17 protein-coding genes are annotated in these 20,897 nt (G+C 68.9%); 14 read left to right on the top strand and 3 right to left on the bottom strand.

Translation table 11 applies throughout. The features are described 5' to 3' along the window. Positions 1 to 249 precede the first annotated feature (249 nt). From HUA75_RS28305 to HUA75_RS28280, 6 genes are all read left to right on the top strand, one after another. Positions 250 to 987, top strand: coding sequence for a TetR/AcrR family transcriptional regulator (locus tag HUA75_RS28305; RefSeq protein ID WP_141646404.1), 738 nt, complete (start codon positions 250 to 252; stop codon positions 985 to 987). An 11-nt stretch (positions 988 to 998) separates the two neighbouring features. Further along, the gene (locus HUA75_RS28300; protein ID WP_141646403.1) at positions 999 to 1,994 is read left to right on the top strand and encodes a 3-oxoacyl-ACP synthase III family protein; all 996 of its coding nucleotides are present in this window, start codon (positions 999 to 1,001) and stop codon (positions 1,992 to 1,994) included. Positions 1,995 to 2,009: 15 nt separating this feature from the next. Then, the gene (locus tag HUA75_RS28295) at positions 2,010 to 3,563 is read left to right on the top strand and encodes a long-chain fatty acid--CoA ligase (RefSeq protein WP_174488121.1); all 1,554 of its coding nucleotides are present in this window, start codon (positions 2,010 to 2,012) and stop codon (positions 3,561 to 3,563) included. A 121-nt stretch (positions 3,564 to 3,684) separates the two neighbouring features. Further along, positions 3,685 to 4,284 carry a hypothetical protein gene (locus tag HUA75_RS28290; protein WP_141646401.1) on the top strand — a complete coding sequence of 200 codons (600 nt, stop codon included), beginning with the start codon at positions 3,685 to 3,687 and terminating at the stop codon, positions 4,282 to 4,284. Positions 4,285 to 4,459: 175 nt separating this feature from the next. Beyond that, the gene (locus tag HUA75_RS28285; RefSeq protein WP_174488120.1) at positions 4,460 to 6,118 is read left to right on the top strand and encodes a hypothetical protein; all 1,659 of its coding nucleotides are present in this window, start codon (positions 4,460 to 4,462) and stop codon (positions 6,116 to 6,118) included. Between the two features lie 2 nt (positions 6,119 to 6,120). After that, positions 6,121 to 7,302, top strand: coding sequence for an alpha/beta fold hydrolase (locus HUA75_RS28280; RefSeq protein WP_174488119.1), 1,182 nt, complete (start codon positions 6,121 to 6,123; stop codon positions 7,300 to 7,302). A 377-nt stretch (positions 7,303 to 7,679) separates the two neighbouring features. On the opposite strand, the gene HUA75_RS28275 is transcribed toward HUA75_RS28280, so the two are convergent. Further along, complete coding sequence (locus HUA75_RS28275; RefSeq protein WP_174488118.1) at positions 7,680 to 8,702, bottom strand: lipase; 1,023 nt, start codon at positions 8,700 to 8,702, stop codon at positions 7,680 to 7,682. A gap of 152 nt (positions 8,703 to 8,854) precedes the next feature. Between HUA75_RS28275 and HUA75_RS28270 the strand changes: the two genes are divergently transcribed. The 7 genes from HUA75_RS28270 (at position 8,855) to HUA75_RS28240 (ending at position 17,523) form a co-directional block, all read left to right on the top strand. Continuing rightward, complete coding sequence (locus tag HUA75_RS28270) at positions 8,855 to 9,892, top strand: medium chain dehydrogenase/reductase family protein (protein ID WP_174488117.1); 1,038 nt, start codon at positions 8,855 to 8,857, stop codon at positions 9,890 to 9,892. A 901-nt stretch (positions 9,893 to 10,793) separates the two neighbouring features. Beyond that, positions 10,794 to 11,477, top strand: coding sequence for a hypothetical protein (locus tag HUA75_RS28265; protein WP_174487913.1), 684 nt, complete (start codon positions 10,794 to 10,796; stop codon positions 11,475 to 11,477). Positions 11,478 to 11,605: 128 nt separating this feature from the next. Further along, complete coding sequence (locus HUA75_RS28260) at positions 11,606 to 11,794, top strand: hypothetical protein (RefSeq protein ID WP_371746210.1); 189 nt, start codon at positions 11,606 to 11,608, stop codon at positions 11,792 to 11,794. Between the two features lie 52 nt (positions 11,795 to 11,846). Then, positions 11,847 to 13,367, top strand: coding sequence for a long-chain fatty acid--CoA ligase (locus tag HUA75_RS28255; RefSeq protein WP_174488116.1), 1,521 nt, complete (start codon positions 11,847 to 11,849; stop codon positions 13,365 to 13,367). 224 nt (positions 13,368 to 13,591) lie between these two features. Continuing rightward, positions 13,592 to 15,124 carry a S1 family peptidase gene (locus tag HUA75_RS28250; protein ID WP_141642024.1) on the top strand — a complete coding sequence of 511 codons (1,533 nt, stop codon included), beginning with the start codon at positions 13,592 to 13,594 and terminating at the stop codon, positions 15,122 to 15,124. A 285-nt stretch (positions 15,125 to 15,409) separates the two neighbouring features. Then, positions 15,410 to 16,138, top strand: a complete 729-nt coding sequence (locus HUA75_RS28245; protein WP_174459413.1) for a response regulator transcription factor — start codon at positions 15,410 to 15,412, stop codon at positions 16,136 to 16,138. Next, positions 16,135 to 17,523, top strand: coding sequence for a cell wall metabolism sensor histidine kinase WalK (locus HUA75_RS28240; RefSeq protein ID WP_141642025.1), 1,389 nt, complete (start codon positions 16,135 to 16,137; stop codon positions 17,521 to 17,523). The genes HUA75_RS28245 and HUA75_RS28240 overlap by 4 nt, the downstream gene beginning before the upstream one ends. Before the next feature lie 28 nt (positions 17,524 to 17,551). Here the strand turns inward: HUA75_RS28240 and HUA75_RS28235 are convergent, their stop codons facing one another. Beyond that, on the bottom strand, positions 17,552 to 18,154 hold the full coding sequence (locus tag HUA75_RS28235) for a DUF2378 family protein (RefSeq protein ID WP_141642026.1): 603 nt from the start codon (positions 18,152 to 18,154) through the stop codon (positions 17,552 to 17,554). A 105-nt stretch (positions 18,155 to 18,259) separates the two neighbouring features. Further along, the gene (locus tag HUA75_RS47775; RefSeq protein ID WP_174488115.1) at positions 18,260 to 19,900 is read right to left on the bottom strand and encodes a methyl-accepting chemotaxis protein; all 1,641 of its coding nucleotides are present in this window, start codon (positions 19,898 to 19,900) and stop codon (positions 18,260 to 18,262) included. Positions 19,901 to 20,514: 614 nt separating this feature from the next. Here HUA75_RS47775 and HUA75_RS28225 point away from each other — a divergent pair. Beyond that, on the top strand, positions 20,515 to 20,880 hold the full coding sequence (locus HUA75_RS28225) for a helix-turn-helix transcriptional regulator (protein ID WP_141642028.1): 366 nt from the start codon (positions 20,515 to 20,517) through the stop codon (positions 20,878 to 20,880). Positions 20,881 to 20,897 lie beyond the last annotated feature (17 nt).

Raw genomic sequence — 20,897 nt, 5'->3', positions numbered from 1 at the left:
GGACCTCCGACGCTACGAGGAACCCATTTCCACCACGAGGACGTTGCGCGTCGCGCCACCTCGCCAGAACGGATGTTCTTACAGGGCGGTGAGCACCCCACTGACCCCCGCGCCATTCGGGGTACGCTCCGCCGAGTGGAGACATGAGGTCTCCAGGTGACGCCCTGCGTCGCCCACAGTCCATGACGCGCGGAGCCATTCTCCGCGCTTTGACAACCCCGTCGAGCGGGTGCTACCGCTAGGTGAAACATGAATCGGCCTTCAACTTCTCCAGACCGCTCCGGACCCGTCACGCCGCGAGGACAGCGGACGCGTGCGAAGCTGCTGAAGGCCGCCGAGTCGGTCTTCGGAGAGAAGGGCTACGAGCGCGCCTCCATCGCGGACATCACCCGCAAGGGCGGCGTGGCGCTCGGCACGTTCTACGTCTACTTCCCGGACAAGCAGTCCATCTTCGTCGAGGTCGTCGACGACCTGGGCACCCGCCTGCGCCGCCTCATCGGTGAGTCCACCGCCGCGTGCGACAGCCGCATGGACGTGGAGCGCGAGGGCCTTCGCACCTTCTTCCAGTTCGTCCGCCAGCACCCCAACCTCTACCGCGTCGTGCGCCAGGCCGAGTTCGTCGACGCCGACTGCTACCGCCGCTACTACGACCGCTTCGCCAAGGGCTACGTCAACGGCCTGTCCATCGCCATGGACGCGGGCGAAGTGCGCCGCATGGACCCGGAGGCGCTCGCCTACTGCCTGATGGGCATCGCCGACTTCCTCGGCATGCGCTGGGTCCTCTGGGAAGAAGACCCGGGCCTGGAGCGCGTGCTCGACACCGCCATGGGCCTCATCCGCCACGGATTGGATGCCCGCTCGGCCGCTCCCGCGCGCAACAGCGTCAAGTCCACCCCCTCCAAGGCGAGCCCCGCGAAGGCCGCCCCCGCCAAGAAGAAGAACACCCTGCGTCCCGCGCGCCGCCCGGCGCGGAGCGCCCGGAGCTGAGAAGACCGCACATGCGATACGCGCAGATCCTCGCCACTGGCCGTTACGTCCCCGAGAAGGTCCTCACCAACGCGGACGTCGAGAAGATCCTCGGCGAGCCAGTGGACGAGTGGCTCCAGCAGAACGTGGGCATCAAGGAGCGCCACGTCATGGCCGACACCGAGGCCACCAGTGACCTCTGTGTCGCCGCCGCCCGTCAGGCCCTGGAGCGCTCCGGGACGAAGCCCGAGGAACTGGACCTCATCATCGTCGCCACCGACACGCCCGACTACCTGAGCCCCGCCACCTCCTCCGTGGTGCAGGCCAAGCTGGGCGCCGCCAACGCCGGCACCTATGACCTCAACTGCGCGTGCGCGGGGTGGGTGACGGCGCTGGACGTGGGCTCGAAGACCCTCGCCGCGGATGACGGCTACCACCGCATCCTCGTGGTCGGCGCGTACGGCATGACGCGCTACGTGAACTGGAAGGACAAGAAGACCTGCACCCTGTTCGCGGATGGCGCGGGCGCGGTGGTGCTCGGCGCGGGAGACAAGCCCGGCTTCATGGGCGCGCGGCTCCTGGCCAATGGCGAGTACCACGACGCGCTCGGCATCTACACCGGCGGCACCCACCGTCCCGCCACCGCGGAGACGCTGCCCCTCACCGGTGGCAAGCCCGCCGTCCAGTTCGTCCGCAAGTTCCCCGCCACGTTCAACACCGAGCGCTGGCCCATGCTGTTGGACCAGCTCCTCAAGAAGCAGTCGCAGACGCTGGACGACGTGAAGCTCTTCGTCTTCACCCAGCTCAACCTGCGCACCATCGAGGCCACCATGAAGGTGCTCGGCCAGCCCATGGCCAAGGCGCACTACACGATGGACAAGTGGGGTTACACCGGCTCGGCCTGCATCCCGATGACGCTCGATGACGCCGTCGTCCAGGGCAAGGTGCGACGGGGCGACCTGGTGGCCTTCTGTGCCAGCGGCGGTGGTCTCGCCATGGCCTCCGCTCTCTACCGCTGGACGGCCTGAGTCTTGGAGGCGCGCATGTTCATCGGCGACTGGATGGGGCGGGGCGCCCTGTACTGGCCCGAGCACGTCGCGGTGGTGGACACGGCCAAGGGTGACGCCGGCCGCTTCACCTACCGTGCCCTGAACACGCGCGCCGAGGCGCTCGGCGGCTGGCTGCGCGACGTGGCCGGCGTGAAGCGCGGCGACCGCGTGGGCATCGTCGCCCACAACGGCGTCGAGTACCTGGATGCGCTCTACGCCTGCGGCAAGCTGGGCGCCATCTTCGTCCCCTACAACTGGCGCCTGCACGCGACCGAGCTGACGGACCTGGTCCGCGCCATCCGCCCGCGCGTGCTCCTCTTCGGCGACGACTTCCGCGACGCCGTGGCCCAGGTGCGCAAGAGCGTCGGGGGCTCGCTCAGTCTCGTGTCCCTGGAGTCGCAAGGGCTGCCGGGCGCAGCCGCGTACACGGACGTCCTCGCGCACCGCTCCGCCGAGCCCGTGAAGAACGACACGGTGTCCGAGGAGGACACCCTGTGTCTGCTCTTCACTGGCGGCACCACGGGCCGCTCGAAGGGCGCGTGCATCAGCTACCGCATGGTGGCGTGGAACACGCTCAACACGCTGGTGCATGAGCTGCGCCCCGGCGACGTCACGGTGACGCACACGCCCATGTTCCACACGGGCGGGCTGCTCGTGTACTCGGTGCCGTTGCTCACCGCGGGCGGCACCATCGTCATCATGCGCAGGTGGGACCCGGAGGCGCTGCTCACGCTCATCCCGCGCGAGAAGGTGTCGCTCTTCTTCGCGGTGCCCACTCAATACCAGCAACTGCTCGACTCGCCGCGCTTCGCCACGACGGACTTCTCCACCGTGCGCTTCATGACCAGCGGCGGCGCGGCGCTGCCCGTGCCGCTGATTCAAGCGTGGCAGGCCGTGCACGCGGTGCCCTTCAAGCAGGGCTTCGGGATGACGGAGTTCGGCCCGGGAATCTTCAGCATGGGGCCCGAGTTCGCGGTGTCGAAGGCGGGCTCCATCGGCCGCCCCAACTACTTCATCGCCGCGAAGCTGGTGGACGACGACGGCCGCGAGGTGCCCACGGGCGACGTGGGTGAGCTGCTCCTCAAGGGCCCCTCCATGTGCTCGGGCTACTTCGAGGACGAGGCCGCCACGCGCGAGGCCATCGACCCGGATGGCTGGTTCCACACCGGCGACCTGGCTCGCAAGGACGCGGACGGCTTCTTCACCATCGCGGGTCGCAAGAAGGACATGTTCATCTCCGGCGGAGAGAACGTGTACCCGCTGGAGCTGGAGTCGGTCCTCTACGAGCACCCCGCTGTGCAGCAGTGCTCGGTCATCGGCATGCCCGATGCGAAGTGGGGCGAGGTCGGCCGGGCCTTCGTGGTGCTCAAACCCGGCGAGGCCTGCTCCACGGAGGTGTTGATGGAGCACCTGCGCGGGAGGCTCGCGCGCTTCAAGGTGCCCAAGCGGGTGGAATTGGTGGAGCGCCTGCCCATCTCCGCGGCGGGAAAGATTCTCAAGCGCGAGCTGCGCGAGGCGGCCATCGCCGCCGATGCGGAGGGCCAATGACACCCTCCGTGTCCGACGCGCCGCGCTGAGCCATTCACGGAGGGCCCTGGAGTCAGGCCCTTCGCATTGACGACTGTCGTCACATCCCGGCGGTGACGCCGGAGGGAAGAGGAGCACTCACATGAAGAAGAAGCTGCTGTCCGCGGTCATGGTTTGCGCGCTGGGCCTCGTAGGCTGCGGAGATGATGACGACAAGGACCCGCCCGTCGAGGCGCCCAAGCTGAACAGCTCCGCCAACATCCTCGCGTTCCTCGAGGGCAAGACGCTGCTGATGGAAGGGGCCAACATCCCCAGCCACCCCAACGGCTACAACGAAGATGTCGACTATGGCGCGGTGTCCCAGTGTTACCAGAAGGTCACCATGTCGGTGGCTGGCGGCAACTTCAAGGTCGACAGCGTCCCGGGCACCATCGCCGATGGCGCCTGCAACCATGACGCGCCGAAGAACCCGCTCTCCTTCACCTCCACCACCGTTCTCATCGAGAACGTGGCGGCGGACGGAAGCTGCTTCGACGTGACGTTCACCTTCCCGGGTGGACTGGTGCAGGAAGGTCGCGGTGGCTTCACCACCGACCAGAAGACGCTCAAGCTGGAGCTCTTCTTCAAGAACCAGTCGACGGGCAGCCGCTGCGCCAATGGCGCGGTGGGCACGTCGAGCTCCGTGACGCTCAACGGCACTGCCTTCACGGGCAACGCCGTGCAGACGTACGCCGTCCGGTAGCCCGCCTCACCTCGCGCCGGAGGGAGGGCGCGCTCCCGCCCTCTCCCTGGACGAAGGACTGGACGCGGGCACCGTTGCCCCGTCCGAGGAGCACGGCGGTACGCAGCGCCAGCGACAGTGGTGACATCCGAGCCCGGTGCACCGGGAGTGCCCCGCGCGCGGGGCCGAGGTGGATATGACGGGAAGTGGGTTTGAAGCACGCGAGACGCTGCGCCGAGGCGCGAGGGTGCTCGCGGCGCTGGGGCTCGTGGGACTGGCGACGCCGGCCGCCGCGCAGAGCACCCCCGTGCCAGGGTTGTATGCCGAGTGGCTGGAGGCGAAGGACCGCGAGGAGGACGCCGAGCCTCGCGAGCTCACGCTCATCAACTACTTCTTCACCCGCGTCTCCATGACGAACCAGGTCGGTGACCCGGCGGGCCTGCGCGGCGTGTCGCTGGGGCCCATCGGCTCGCCGGTGGGCAGCGCGGTGAGCACCGAGTCGGGCCGCTCCGCGTACTTCATCGAGCAGCGCTGGATTCCCGTCATCGAGTACAGCCCCTTCTTCGTCGACGGGCTGGCGTCCTTCCGCGCGCAGTTCGAGGTGGACTTCCTCTGGGGTCGCTCGGCCAACACCATTGGCCAGAACGAGGGCGGCGGCTTCAACGCCGACCAGGTGAACATCCAGACGAAGAACGTCAACGTCGCCATCTACCCGACGCGCAATCCCAGCCAGCTCACGCTGCTCGTCGGCACGCAGCCCGTCTACGACAACGCCCATGACCCGACGCGCACGCCGCTGTCGGACCTCACGCGCACGGGTTACAAGCTGGCCTTCCTCGGCAGCGACGCGACGGGCCTCTCCATCTTCAGCGGAATCAAGGGCAACGCGCGCGTCAGCCTGATGCCGCTGGGCACCGCGCAGTCGGACCGCGCCACGAAGAACGACCCGCGCCTGAAGTACATCTGGCTGGCGATGGCGGACTACGTCTACCCGGTGCGCCCCAACACCAACGTGGGCGCGTCGTTCTGGTACCTGAACGACGACACCAAGGGTGATGCGTACGCCTTCGAGGGCCTGGTGAAGAGTGGCCCGTCGTCCTCGGGCCTGCCCGGCTTCACCGGCACCGCGCGCTTCAACATCAACCGGCCCACCGGCAGCGTCTTCTGGGCGGGTGCGCACTTCAATCACAACATCGACTTCCGCAACGGCCGGCTCGGGGCCTCTGGCTTCGTCATGTACAACGGCGGCAAGTACGAGAGCGACGACCCGGAAAACTCGGTGCTCGACGAGCTGAACATCTCCGGCGTGTCCGCCAACCTGGAGGTCATGTACCAGTGGGGCCGTGGCCCCGGTGACGTCATCACCGTGGAGGGCATGTTCTCCTCGGGTGACTCCAATCTGGAGGACGACAAGTACACGGGCGCCTTCACGCTCAACCAGTACGGCCTGCCGGGCGCGGTGTGGTTCAACCACAAGATGCTCATCCTGTTCCCCTTCACCAGCACGGTGAACAACTACACGGGCGCGGTGACGGACATCTCCAACCAGGGCTACGGCCTGCGCGCGGGCATCGCCTCGGCGGCGTGGGACATCATCCCCAACAAGCTCAACCTCAAGGTGGCCACGGGCCTGGCCAACGCGGGGGCGGACCCGGCGCGCTGGGTGGCCGACGTGCGGCGCGGCCGGTTCATCGGCGCGGAGGTCAACGCGGAGCTGCGCTACCACATCCGCTACCTGATGACCGTGGGTCTCCACGGCGGCTACCTCTTCCGCGGCAGCTTCTACGACGGTGCGACCACCGTGCGGAGCGACCCGTGGGCGGCCTTCACCACCTTCACCTGGTACGCGTTCTGACCATGAGCTCCTCCCGCGCTTTCACCGCGTTGCTCCTCGCGGCGGGGCTGTCCTCCGCCGGTTGCGTGCGCTCGTATGCTGGCGAGTCCGCGCTGTCCTTCCAGGACCTCGACTACTCCACCGAGGGCACGAAGCGGCCCTGGCCCGTACACCGCGCCGCGCTGCCAGACGTCACGGCCCGCTACAAGCTGGCCACCGAGCTGCACGTCGCCTACGTGGACCTGCCGGCCTCGTCGCCGGATGCGAAGACGGTGGTCTTCGTGCACGGCCTTGGCTCCTATCTGAAGTTCTGGCGGGCACAGTTGGACGTGTTCCAGGCGCAGGGCTATCGAGTCATCGCGGTGGACCTGCCCGGCTTCGGCAAGTCCGACAAGCCGGCGACCTTCCCGTACACCATGGAGGCAATGGCCGACGTGGTGCACGAGCTGACGCGAGGACTGGGCGTGGACAAGCCCATCCTCGCGGGACACTCGATGGGTGGGCAGACGTCGCTGTCGTACGCCATCCGCTATCCGGAGTCGCTCAGTGCGCTGGTGCTGGTGTCGCCGGCCGGGTTCGAGAAGTTCAGTTGGAAGGAGAAGGCGTGGTTCGCGCGGGTGATGAGCGCGGACTTCATCAAGTACGCGCCCGAGGCGAACATCTGGGGCAGCGTGCGCCAGGGCAACTTCATGCACTGGGGGCCACAGCTCGACTGGCTGGTTGAGGAGCGCGTGCGGCTGGCGAAGTCGCCCGAGTTCGACGCGTACGCCTACGCCAACGTCCGCACGGTGCGGGGGCTGGCGCACAACGACTTCGTGCGTGAGAGCCTCCAGCACGTCACGGTGCCCACGCTCATCGTCTACGGCACGGATGACCGGCTGATTCCCAACCCGTTCCTCCACGGCGGCGAGGCGCGCGAAATCATGGAGTACGGCGCGTCCCGAATCCCCGGGGCCGCGCTGGCGCCGATGAAGGGCTGTGGCCACACGGTGCAGCTCGACTGCCCGGCGCCGTTCAACGAGACGGTGCTCGCGTTCCTGAAGGACCCGGAGGCGGCGAAGCCCTTCGTCCCGAAGGAGGAGCCGAAAGACAAGGCACCGAAGCCGGGTGAGCCCGCGCCGGTACCGGGGGCACCAGGGAACCAGCCCTCGCCCACGCCCGCGCAGAACGACGCGCCGGCTCCATCGGATGGCCCGAGGCCGTGAGTGCGTCGGCGCCGCCGCATCCTCGGTGGGATGTGGCGGCGGGTGGTGCTCGTGAAGAGACGCATCGCGCTTGATGCGTGACGGTGTTGGCGTGGATGCGAGGTCGTCGTGTGGTGCTGGTGACCTGGGGACGGCCTCATCCTCGGTGTGGATGAGGCGCGTCGCCCCGGCTCGTGACGCGAGGACGGCCACATCCACTCCCCCACGGCGTGGATGGGCCGTCGACCGGCGCCCTCGGTGACGAAGGTGCCGGAGCTCGCTGTCACGGTGCTGTCGAAGGACGAGGCGCTTCCGTCCTTCCTGCTGTGATGCCGAACCGGCCCGTGACTCCCGGCGGCGCCTGGACGTCGGCGTGCCGGGAGCCCGTGGCGCGTGCCCTACGGAATGGTGTGGTTGCGCACCATGCTGTACTGCACCGCCGCCGTCAGGTCCTTCGAGTTGAAGTGCCCGTAGGGATACGCCGAGTAGACCTTCTCCCCATTCTGACCGGGGATGCGGGAGGTGTACTCGCCGTAGACGATGCCTCCGTAGTTGATGATTTCATCGGCCGTGGAATAGATGCTGTAGCGGTAGGCACCCTCGTAGCCGCTCGTGGAGCGCAGGTTGTCCAGGTACGCGGAGCGCCCCATCACCAGGCCGAAGTAGAGGTAGCCCGGATACAGGCCGTTGGTGGAGCCACACGTCGGAGTCGACGGGCCCGTCTGGTAGCAGGACGTGAGGCCCAGGTTCGCGCCAGCGATTCCGACGAAGGTGTCCACCGAGCCGGTGAGCGCCGCGCCGACGTTGTACGCGCCGCCGTTGGCCGAGTCATTCGCCGCGCCGCCGAGGATGGCCTTGCGCGCGAGCGTCACGCCCATGGAGTGGGTGATGATGTCCACCTTCGTCGCGCCGGTGTACGCCTTCACCGCCTCGATGAACTTGCGCACCTTCATGACGTTCGTCTTCGAGTGGTACTGGACCGCGGTCTGCATGATTTCCGCGGGGCCCCACGTCGTCGCGTACAGCTCGCTCGGCTTGTAGCCGTTGGCGAGGAAGTACTCGATGGAGGCGTTCCAGCCCGACTGGCCGGCGGTGCCGGTGCCCACGGCCTTGTCGGAGTTGCCGTGGATGAAGATGACGGGCGTGTTCACCACGGTGTCGGTGCCGCTTGCCTTGCCGCCGAAGCTGCCGCCGACGAGGTCGGCGCGAGGGAAGTCGTAGCTGTCGTAGCCGTTGGCGGAGAGCCACTGACGGAAGTGCGTGGTGAGGCCCGCGGTGGAGACAGCGGCGGACTCGGTGGTGCCGAGCTGCTCGGCGGCGGGGGCTTCGGGAGCGAGTGATTCCTCGTGCTCGGGTCCGCAGCCAGTGAGGGCGCCGACGAGCAGCGGGGCCATGAGGAACAGCGAATGCCGCAATCGCATGGAGGACTCCTTCTGTTGTGGGGGATGCGCGCCCGGACCAATGAAAGTCATCGGGCGCGAGACACAGTGTAGAGACATCTCGTGCGCGCGTCGCCCGCCACGTGAACGCCCATTCACGTTGTCGCGCTGCGTCGCGTGATACTCACGGGGACATGAGCGCACGCAAGGTCGTCATTCCGAAAGCCGGTGGATATGGGCAGCTCCGACTTGAAAACCTGAATCAGCTTTCACCTGGGCCGGGGGAGGTGGTGGTGGCCACCGAGGCCATCGGGGTGAACTATGCGGACTGCGTCATTCGCATGGGCCTGTACGCCTCCGCGAAGGAGTATGTGGGGTGGCCGATTACCCCCGGCTTCGAGTTCGCGGGCACGGTGCAGTCGGTGGGGGCCGGTGTGGAGGACCTTGCGCCCGGGGCGAGGGTGTTCGGGGTGACGCGGTTCGGCGGGTATGCGACGCACGTCGCGGTGCCACGGCACCAAGTGTTCGCGCTGCCGTCGAAGCTGACGATGGAGCAGGCGGCGGGATTTCCGGCGGTGTTCCTGACGGCGTACTACGCGCTGTTCGAGCTGGCGCATCCGAGGCCGGGGACGAACGTGCTGGTGCACTCGGCGGCGGGCGGGGTGGGCAGCGCGCTGTTGCAGTTGGGGCGCATCGCCGGGTGCCGGATGGTGGGCGTGGTGGGTGGGACGCACAAGGTGGAGGCGGCGCGTGCGTTGGGCGCGGACGTGGTCATCGACAAGAGCCGCGAGGACTTGTGGAAGGCGGCGGAGGCGGCGTCACCGAAGGGGTACGAGGTGGTGCTGGATGCGAACGGGCCGTCCACGCTGCGCGACAGCTACCGGCATCTGGCGTCACCGGGGAAGCTGGTCATCTACGGGTTTCATTCGATGTTGCCGCGCACGGGTGGGCGACCGAACTACGCGAAGCTGGCGTGGGATTGGATGCGGACGCCGCGCTTCGACCCGCTGACCTTGACGAATGACAACACGAGCGTGCTGGCGTTCAACCTGTCGTATCTGTTCGAGCAGCGCTTCGTGTTGGAGGACAGCATGGCGAAGCTGCTGGCGTGGGTGGAGGAGGGGAAGTTGGTGTCGCCGCAGGTGACGAAGTTCCCGTTGGACTCCGTCGCGGAGGCGCACAAGGCGCTGGAGTCCGGGACGACGGTGGGCAAGCTGGTGCTGGTGCCCTGAGCGCGGTGGGGCTCACGGTGTCGTGCGCGAACCGTGAGCCTTCCGTGAGGAATCCGAGCCGGCCCGCCGCACATGCTCGTCTCCTATGCCTGGACCACGGCCGAGTCCGCTCGTTTCCTCGTGGAGAACGCACTTCGCCCTTCTTGTCGCCGTAGGAGTTCTTGGGGCGTGTGCGCGAAGAGTCGGGCCTCCCATGCCTCCGAGCAGGCAGGGCCCTCCGGGCTGCTCGGAGGCCACGGATACAGAGACGCGGAGGTGGCCTCAGCTTCTTCATCGAAGTGCCCTGGCCGTCACCTTTGGCCCTGAGCTCGAAGCCTATCCCCGAGACGAGGCCTGGGTTGAATCGACAAGCTGCTTTGTCTCCTGGCTTCTCTTCCGGTTGGGGGAGCGCAGCCTCTGGCCGCTGACTCCTGATGCGGAGGTCTACCGGTTCACGTGGCTCCGCTCGTTCCTCGATGACGTGAGCATTCGGGTGGAGCGGCGCGGCGCGGTGTACCAGATCCGCACGAGCTGGGAGGACGACGGCATCGGACCCGACGCACCCCGGTCGGCTGGTAGCCGCAGCCGACTGCTATCGCCCAGTGAGTGGACGGAGCTTCAAAGCAGATTGGCTCGCTTCGGCTTCTGGGAGCAGCGTGCGTGGACGGAGGGGCCGTGGGGGAGGGACTGGCTCGATGGCTCCAAGTGGGTGCTCGAAGGGGGAAGAGGGGGGCGCTATCGCTCGTATCTGGTCTTCTCGCCCACCGAGACCACGGAAGCGGCCAGATCCTATCGTGATGTGTGTCTCTATCTGTTGGGCCTCTCAGGCCTGTCTATTCCTCCCGACGAAATGGGCTGACCACCGTGTTCCGACTGACGTGCATTGGACAGGGCCATGGGCCAGTGAAAGGCTCGCATCACGATGAAGAAATCGTTGCCTGTGGTGACGGGAGTCCTGGGCCTTGTCCTGGGTGCTTGGGGAAGCGCGGTGGTGATGTCCAGCCGTCACAACCAGGCGCCACCTCCGCCCGAGCCCGCTTCGGTCGCCCAGGCGGTCGTGGACGACCGTTGCCCGCGAGAGCAGGCACTCGACGGGCGTGTCGCCACGCTCGAACGTCAATTGAAGGAGGCCCAGGAAGCACGGCGCTCGGCCGAGACGCGCCTTCAGGCTGTCGCGCCTTCGCCCTCACCCGCGCCACCGGCTCCCGCGCCCGTGCCGCCCTCCGAGGACAGTCTCCCTCTGCCCTTCCCCGCCAACGCGCCCCCTGCCTTCACGCCCAAGGGCTTCCAGGCCCTCGTGGAGCGCTCCATCCAGGAGTGCGGCCTGAAGATGAAGCTGGAGGCCATGGACTGCTCCGAATACCCCTGCATCGCCTGGACGGACTCCCAACAGGAGCGCATCAACATGGCCGAATGCGCCCCCTGGGCCGAGGCGTTCGGCCACAAGACGTCCGTGGTGGTGCAGAACGTGATCGGCGCGGACGGAGGCACCCGCGCCCTCGTCGGACTGATGGCCGTGCCCGAGGACCCCACGGAGCGACGCGTGGCCTTCCGACGCTCCAGAGAGCGGACGAGCTCCCTGCTCCAGACCTACGTCCAGCCCTGAGCCGTGCCGTCCGGGACCTCGGCGCGAATCCCACGCTCATCGGCGAGTACCGTCTGCCGGGCTGGGCCTCCATCCACAACCTGGAGCTCAAGGGCAACCGTCTCTACATCGCCCACTACCAGCACGGCGTGCGCGTCCTCGACGTGTCCATCCCCAAGAGTCCCCGGGAGCTCGCCTACTTCAACACCTGGCGCGCGACGGACCCCCTCCGAGGCACGTCCTCGTGGGACGGAGCCATCGGCATCCGCGTGCCGGGCGACGGCTACGTCTATACCGTCGACTCGGTGCGCGGCCTGCTCATCCTCCCGGAGCTCTGAGGCGTGTCGGGAGCCGGGCACATCTCCCGGCGCTCGGCTAGCGTGCGGGACCATGCCCATCGTCCATGACTGGCTGGCCCGCCGCGCCGCACTGGACCCCGACCACGCCGCCCTCGTCGACTCCACCCGGGGCAGCCGCCGCATCACCTATCGCGAGTGGGACGGCGCCGCCTCGCGCACCGCCGCGTACCTGCACCACGTGCTCGGCGTCCAGCGCGGAGACCGCGTCGCCGTGCTCGCGCACAACTGTGTCGAGACGCTGGACCTCCTCTTCGCCTGCGCGAAGCTGGGCGCCATCCTCCAGCCGCTCAACTGGCGCCTCAGCGCCACGGAGCTCGTCGGCATCCTCGCGGACGCGGAGCCCTCCGTCCTCGTGTATGGCCCGGAGCTGCGTGCCCAGGTGGACACCGTGCGCGCCCGCGCGCCCTTCGTACGCCACTGGCTGGGCCTCGCCGAGCCCGACCCGGCTGAGCGCTCCTTCATCACGGAGCGGGACGCGGCACCTGCCTCCTCGCTCCCCGTGCTGGAGCTGGAGGCCGAGTCGCCGTGGGTGCTCTGCTACACGGGCGGCAGCACCGGCGTGCCCAAGGCCGCGGTGCTCACCCATGGCTCCGTGACGGCCAATGCCGTCAACACCGTGGTGAGCTGGGGCCTGACGTCGGACGACGTGGCCGTGCTCAACGCGCCGCTGTTCCACACCGGGGGCCTCAACGTCTTCACGCTGCCGCTGGTGTACGTGGGCGGCGCCTCCGTGGTGTGCAAGGGCTTCGACGTGGAGCAGGTGTTCGAGCTCATCCACCAGCGTGAGGTGAGCCTCGTCTTCGGCGTGCCCACCATGTTCATCGAGATGCAGCGCCACGCGCGCTTCGAGTCGGCGGACTTCTCCCACCTCAAGCTGCTCGTCAGCGGGGGCGCGCCGTGTCCGCTGTCCGTGTTCGAGCGCTTCTTCACCAAGGGCGTGGCCTTCAAGACGGGCTATGGCCTCACGGAGGCGGGCCCCAACAACTTCTGGCTCCCTCCGTCGGACGTGCGCCGCAAGCCGGGCTTCGTCGGGGTGCCGCTCTTCCACGTGGAGGCGCGCATCGAGGACGAGCGACAGCCAGGGGACGTGGGGGAGCTGCTGCTGCGCGGCCCCCACGTGTGCGCCGGCTACTGGCGCCGTCCCGAGGAGACGGCGCGCACCTTCGTCGGAGGCTGGCTGCGCACCGGAGACCTGGCCCTGCGTGACGGGGACGGCTGCTTCCGCATCGTGGGCCGCAGCAAGGACCTCATCATCTCCGGCGGGGAGAACATCTATCCCTCCGAGGTCGAGAGCGTCCTGTCCGGTCATCCCGACGTCGCCGAGGTCGCCGTCATCGGCGTGCCCGACGCGAAGTGGGGCGAGACGCCGCGCGCGCTCGTGGTGCTCCGCGCGGGCGCCTCGCTCACCGCCGAGTCCCTGCTGGCCTTCTGCGATGGCCGGCTGGCCCGCTACAAGATGCCGCGCTCCGTGCGCTTCGTGGAGGCCCTGCCGCGGACCTCCGCCGGCAAGGTGGACCGCCGCGCGCTGGCCTCCGCACACGGCCTGGCTTGATAGGGATTCGTCTTCGTCCATGTATTGGAGAAATGTCCGCGCAGCGGAAATGACTCCGCGCGTCCAATGTGTCGACGACTTTATTCTCCGTCCGACAAAAGTGACGTGATTTTCTAGGAATACTTGAATTGTTTGACTTGGCCCCTGAATCCCGCTTCCGTGGATGCGCGGACCGGCCCGTTCGCCGGTGCGCTTTCCCCGTGTCGAGTCGAAAGGAAGCCCCCATGAACCGAAGACTCCAGGCGCTCTCCACCGCGACGGCGCTGTTCGCTGGTGCCGCCGTCCTCCCCATGTCCGCGCTGGCGGCCCCCACCGAGGAGGCTTCGCTCGCGCAGGAGGTGTCTCCCGAGGTGCTCCAGGCGATGCAGCGAGACCTGGGGCTGACGGCCGTGCAGGCGCGTCAGCGGCTGGCCACGGAGGCGCTCGCGGTGCGCACGGAAGCGTCGCTGCGCGGGGAGCTGGGCGCGTCTTTCGGTGGCGCGTGGCTGAGCGAGGAGGGGGACCGGCTCATCGTCGGTGTCACCACCGCCGAGGGTGCCGAGGCCGCGCGCAGGGCGGGCGCGGAGCCGCGCTGGGTGACGCGCACGGAGCGCGAGCTGGACGCGCTGAAGGCCGCGTTGGACAGGGGCGCGGACGTGGCCAGCAAGGACATCCATGGCTGGTACGTGGACGTCATCACCAACAGCGTGGTGGTGCTCGCCAAGGACGCGGCGGTGGTGAACGCCGAGCGCTTCATCGCGGAGAGTGGCGCGGCGGACCGCGCGGTGCGCGTGGAGGTCTCCTCCGAGCAGCCCAGGCCCATGTATGACCTGCGCGGAGGTGACGCCTATTACATCAACGGCAACGTGCGCTGCTCCGTCGGCTTCTCCGTCGCGGGAGGCTTCGTCACCGCGGGCCACTGCGGTGGGGTGAACTCCAGCACGGCCGGCTTCAACGGCGTGGCGCAGGGCACCGTGCGCGGCTCGTCCTTCCCGAACAACGACTATGGCTGGGTCCAGGTCAACGGCTCGTGGGCCTCGCAGCCGTGGGTCTACAACTACGCGGGCGGCAACGTCATCGTCTCGGGCTCCGCCGAGGCGGGCATCAACGCGTCCGTGTGTCGCTCCGGCTCCACCACCGGCTGGCGCTGTGGCGTCATCGAGGCGAAGAACGTCACCGTCAACTACAGCGTCGGCCCCGTGTATGGCCTCACGCGGAGCAACGCGTGCGCGGAGGGGGGCGACTCGGGCGGCTCGTGGATGTCGGGCAACCAGGCGCAGGGCGTGACGTCTGGCGGCGTGGGCAACTGCTCCACCGGCGGCACCATGTACTACCAGCCGGTGAACGAGATTCTCTCCGTCTACGGCCTGTCGCTCACGACCAACGGCGGTGGCGGCGGGGGGCGCGCCATCGTCGGGCTCAACGGCCGGTGCATCGACGTGGACCACTCCAACACCGCCAACGGCACGCCCATCCAGCTCTGGGATTGCAACGGCAGCGCCGCGCAGAGCTGGACGTTCCACGGCGACGGCACGCTGCGCGCCTTCGGCAAGTGCATGGATGTCACCTGGGGCTCCACGGCGAACGGCGCGCTCATCCAGCTCCATGACTGCAACGGCAACGCGGCCCAGCAGTTCGTGCTCAGCGGCGCGGGGGACCTGGTCAACCCGCAGGCCAACAAGTGCATCGACGTGAAGGACTGGAACCCCAACAACGGCGCGCGGCTGCAAATCTGGGAGTGCGCCGGCACCGCGAACCAGAAGTGGACCCTGCGCTGAGGTCAGGCGCCTGCCTCGCGGGGTGAGGGGACCCGACGGGGCTCCGCCCGGCTGTCCGGTGGCCGGACGGGCCCTGTTGCTCGCTGTAACAATCCGTCATGTGAGGGACGCACCCCGGACACATCCCGGTGCCACCTTCACGGTGTGGCCCGGGAGCATGATTGCCCTCGGTGGACCCGGCCGGAGTCCAATGGGGCGCCAGACTCCTCCCTGCTTGCTCCTGGGCCACGGCTCCGCTGTTACTTTCCGTCTGGAAGGTCCGCGGAAGGCAGGAGGAGCACGCGCATGGAGCAGCTCAATCGTCCCCACCTGGAGGAAGCCACCATCCAGGTCCTGCTCGTCGAAGATGACGAGCGACTGGCTCGGCTCACCGCCCGCTACCTCCAGGAGCATGGTGTCGTCGTCACCCTGGCCCACACGGGCAACGACGCGCTGGTGGAGTCCAGCCGCCATGTGTTCGACGTCGTCTTGTTGGACCTGATGCTGCCCGGACGGGACGGACTGGAGGTCTGCCGGGATTTGAGGGGCCGCACCGACGTGCCCATCATCATGGTCACCGCGCGCGGAGAGGAGGCGGACCGCGTGCTCGGCCTGGAGACGGGCGCGGATGACTATCTGCCCAAGCCCTACTCGTCGCGCGAGCTGCTCGCCCGCATTCGCGCCCAGGTGCGTCGGGCCCGGGGCAAGGCGGGTCCCTCCACGCAGCCCGTGCAGGCGGGGCGACTGCTGCTGGACCCTCGCAGCCTCCGCGCGACGCTGGATGGGCGGCCGTTGCAGCTCACCACGTACGAGTTCAGCCTGCTGCGCGTGCTCGCCGAGCGCGCGGGCCGCGTCCTCAGTCGTGAGCAGCTGCTCGACCTGGTGAAGGGCAGCGCGGACGAGGTGTTCGACCGCTCCGTGGACGTGCACATCTTCCGGCTCCGTCAGAAGCTGGAGGTGGACCCTCGCAATCCCCTGTTGCTGAAGACGGTGCGCGGCGCCGGCTACATGCTCGCCACCGGAGAGGAAACGTGAGTCGTCTGCGGACGCCTGGCCGGCTGCTGCTGCGCATCTATCTGGTGGGAATCGCCCAGCTGGTGCTGGTCGTCGCCACCCTCTACATCGCCCGCTTCTTCATCCTGGACAAGCCACTGCGGCACGGCTTCGCGCGCAATGCCGCGTACAACATCCGGGAGTGGGAGGAGCTGCTGGGGGACCCGGTGGCCCTCCAGGCGTCGCTGGACCGCGCCGCGCGGCTGCTCGAGGCCCGGGTGACGCTGCGAGATGTGTCCGGGCGGCTCATCGCCACGAACTCCGCGGCACCTTCCCCCGCCCTGGGGCCCGTGGAGCTGGAGCAGCTGGCCGCGCGGGGTCAGCGGTTCTCGGGAGGGCCTCCTCCGCACTCGCTCACGTTGCCCATTCCCGAGGAAGGGCCGGTGGAGGCCTACGCCACCATCATCACCCGTCCCCCCGAGCCTCCTCCGGGCAACACCGCGCTCGTGCTCGGCGCGGTGCTGCTGTGTACGGCCATCACCTCGCTGGCCTTCGCTCGCACCCTGGCCGGTCCGCTCCAGCGACTGGCGGAGGTGGCGCGCGCGCTGGGCGAGGGGAAGCTGGACACGCGCACGGGCATCCGCCGGCGTGACGAATTGGGACAGGTGGCGGAGGCCTTCGACGAGATGGCGGGGCGAATCACGAATCTCTTGCGCTCGCAGAAGGAGCTGCTGGCCAACGTGTCGCACGAGCTGCGCACGCCGCTGGCGCGCATCCGCGTGGCGTTGGACCTGGCGGAAGAGGGTGACGCGGCCACCGCGCGGGAGATGCTGACGGACATCACCGGAGACCTGTCGGAGCTGGAGCGGTTGGTGGACGACGTGCTCACCACCGCGAAGCTGGACCTGGCCTCGGAGGGCGCGAGCACGGGGACTCCGCATCTGCGGCCCGAGCAGGTGGAGATTCAAGGACTGGTGGAGAAGGCGGCCTCTCGCTTCCGCTCCGCGCGTCCGGAGCGCGTGTTGGAGGTGAGCGTCGATGGCACGATGCCCACGCTGGAGGCGGACCCCGTGTTGCTGCGGCGCGCGCTGGACAACCTGCTCGACAACGCGGGGAAGTACTCCGAGTCTCCGACGCCGGTGCGCCTGCGCGCCCAGGCGGACACGTTGGGGGCGCTGTCGTTGGAGGTCTGCGACGAGGGCATCGGCATCGAGCCGGAGGACCTGTCCCGCGTCGGCACGCCGTTCTTCCGCACGGACCGCAGCCGCGCGCGCCGCACGGGAGGCGTGGGCATGGGCCTGGCGCTGGCCCGCCGCATCGTTGATGCGCATGGCGGGACGTTGACGCTGGAGAGCCAACCGGGCGTGGGCACCACGGCCCGCATCCTGCTGCCCGTCCCGTACGCCGAGTCGCGCATCGAGGGGTAGCGCGCCTCCCCCCCCGCCTCGGCCGTGATTAGAGGCCGACGTGAAACGTCGTCACTGCCTGGGCCTCGTCGTGTTTCAAGAGCGTCACCCGGGCCGTGGGCGCGCCGCTGTGCTGGAACGCGAAGGTGAGCAGGCCGCGCATGAAGTGCGGCGGGTCCGCCTGCCGGCGGGGGTGATCCAGGAACTCCCGCACCGGATACAGGCTCAGCTCCCAGCCGCCGTCATCGCCCCGAGGCGTCACCGAGACGTCGAGGAAGTTGTTGATGGAGCGCAGGTTGCGCGCCATGCGCAGCAGCATCTTCTCCGGGCCCACCACCTGGGCGAAGTCCACGAGCGCCGTGCCCATGCGCGCCTGGATGAACCGCTCACCGAAGCGCAGGCCCAGCGCGTACTCCGCCGTCTCGCGGTCCGTGTGGGGCGGGCTGTTCGCCGCCGCCAGCAGTTGGATGGCCTTGGGCCACACCGCGCACGGGTAGGCGGTGTGCAGGGGGCGGTGCGCGAAGAGGCCCTGTCGCTCCAGCGCCTTCAGGGTGAGCGGTGTCAGGGGCGCCGCCGTCGACAGCAGCGTCTCCAGCGCGTATCCGAACACCACGGGCTCGCGCCCGGGGGCCCGCGTCAATGCCAGCGCCATGTGTCCTACCTCCGAATGAGGGGACGGCGAGAAGCCGCGTCCCCGTGAGGAGGTGGAGACTGCCCCCCGCCGCTGTCCTGGGCGTTGCGCGGGTGTGAAGAAAGGTTAACGAGGCCCGGGCGTGGTGAAACGCGCGGCGAGCTCCTGCAGCCGCGAGGCCCTGGCCCGCAGGTCCTCCACCGAGCGGGCGATCTGCTCCACGCCCGACACGGACTCCGCCGAGCGCACCGAGAGCGCCTGGATGCGCCCCGCGATGGACTCGCCCGACGCGGACTGGCGCGCGTTCTGCTCCGCCATCGTCTCCACGCGCTCGCCCAGCTCCTTCACCCCGGACAACAGCCGCGCCAGCGCCTCGCCCGCGGCCGAGGACAGGCCCATGCCCTCGTTCACCTTCGACGTGCCCTTGCGCATCAACTCCGCGGCCGCCGCCGTGTCCGCTTCGTTCTTCGTCAGCAGCACGCGCACCTGGCTGGCGGCCTCGTGGGTGCGCTCCGCCAGCTTGCGCACCTCGCCCGCCACCACGGAGAAGCCCTTGCCGTGCTGCCCCGCGCGCACGGCTTCTATCGCCGTGTTCACCGCCAGCATCCGCGTCTCGTCCGCCACCGCCTGGATGAGCTGGAGCATCCGCTCCGTGGCCCGGCCAGACGCCTGGAGCTGCTCCACCGTGCGCGACGAGCGCTCCACCACGTCGACGATTTCCACCATCTTCCGCGACGCCTGGTCCACCGCCACGCCGCCCGCGCGCGCCACCTGCCCGTGGCCCGCAGCCGCTTCCGCCGCGTCTCGCGCCGCCGCCGCGCCCCGCGAGACATGCAGGCTCATGTCCTGCACCGACTCGGCCGCGCGCTGGAGCGACTCCGATTGCTCGCGCGTCGTGCGCGACAGGCCGTCCGTGGAGACGCGGATGCGCTCGGCGTCCGCCGCCGTGGCGCCCGCCGCCTCCACCAGCGCGGCCACCACTTCGCGCAGGCCCGTCACCATGCCGTTGAAGGCCAGGGTGAGCTCGCCCACCTCGTCCGCGGTGCGCACCTCCACCCGCACGGACAAGTCACCCTTTGCCACCTGGCGTGCCGCCGCCGCGAGCGCGCGCACCGGCCGCACCACCCGCCGCGACACATAGGCGCCCGCCAGCACCGCCAGCACCAGCGCGCCGCCCACCGCGACGAGGATGCGCTGTCGCACCGCCGCGACCTCCCGGTCGATGTCCTCCACGTACACGCCCGTGCCGAGCACCCAGCCCCACGGCTCGAAGAGCTTCACGTAGCTCTCCTTGGGGATGGGCTCCGGCGAGCCCGGCCGCGTCGCCTCGTAGCCCAGCGAGCCTTCGCCGTGCGCGCGCACCAGGGTGACGATTTCGATGAACACCGGCCGCCCGCGCACGTCGCGGTAGCCCTTCATGTCCTTGCCCACCATCGTCGGCAGGTGCGGATGCATGATCAGCCGCGTCTCCAGGTCGTTCACCCAGAAGTACTCCACGCTCGAGTAGCGCAGGGACTGGAGCAGGGCGGAGGCCTGCTGTTGCGCCGCTTCGCGCGTCAGCGCTCCGGAGCGCTCGCGCGCCTCGTACTCCCGCAGGACTCCGTAGGCCGTCTCCACCGCCTGCCGCAGCCCGCGAACCCGGTCCGCGTGGAGCTGCGCGCGAAGCTGCGGCAGCACATAGCCAAGGATGGCGACGAGCAGCGGCAGGGCCACCACGCCCATCGCCACGCAGAGCTTCACCAGCAGGTTGCGCCGTCCGAGCGCCATCGCCGCCGCAGCCTAGTCCCCCCGCCCCCGGCGCGCGCGACTCCCAAGGTCGTCCTCCGCTCGAATGCCACCGGTTGTCGCAGGTCCTGCCTCCCGCTGCGTACCCCGCGTGCGGCAGGGCGAGCTCAAGAGGCGCGCGGTCCGTCGTCCTCCAGGCCTGCTCGCGGATGGCCTCGGGCACTCATCGAACGGGCCCGACATGCGCCCGCGAAGCCACTCCCACGTCGCCGACGCGCGAGCCCGATATGCCACGCTCGACGTGGCGGGCGCACCCTCGCGGACTCATGACGTGGCGATGCGCCAGACTGGGGATACAACCTTGGGGGGAGGCCCTCGCGGCAGGACTCTCCGGCACCGTAGGAAAATTGCCGCCCGACGTCACAGGTCGTCCGAAAAGGGGGCCTCTCCCTCTGTATTCAGGGGGCCGGGGTGCCCCTGGAAGACCGGTCTTCCGTCGAGGAAAAGGGGCGGGTATGGAGGCACTCCGAACCCCGAAAGTCTCCCTCTGGGACGGTAACCCGCTGGGTGAACAACCTGAGGCTGACCCGACAAGTTCTGTCTGTCTGCCTCTATACGTCCTATGCCAGCGGCCAAACGTTTCGGGTCGGTAAGGCATGGACAAGAAACTGGCAACCACCATCGGAGCGGCTGCGCGAGTCGCGCGGAACCGGCTGGAGCTCACACAAGCTGACGTGGCCGAACGCATCGACGTGGCCACCGAGGTTTATGGGCGTCTGGAGCGCGGCGGCATGCTTCCCAGCGTGCAGACGCTGCTGAAGCTGTGTCACGAGCTTCATGTCTCCGCGGACGAGCTGCTGGGGCTCGTCTCGCACGGCACCGCGTCCGCGCGCACCAGCGAGCCGTCGTCAGCACCTCCCGAGCGACCGGAAGTCCGTCGCTTGCTTCGCACCGTGCGTCAGCTCGAAGCCCCCCACGTGAAGCTGCTGGGGCTGGTGGCCAACGCCCTGGGCCGGCGCTAGCGCGCCGCCCATTTCAG

The organism is Myxococcus sp. CA040A (assembly GCF_013336725.1).
GTDB lineage: Bacteria > Myxococcota > Myxococcia > Myxococcales > Myxococcaceae > Myxococcus > Myxococcus llanfairpwllgwyngyllgogerychwyrndrobwllllantysiliogogogochensis.
This window is presented reverse-complemented; position numbering and strand designations above follow the sequence as displayed.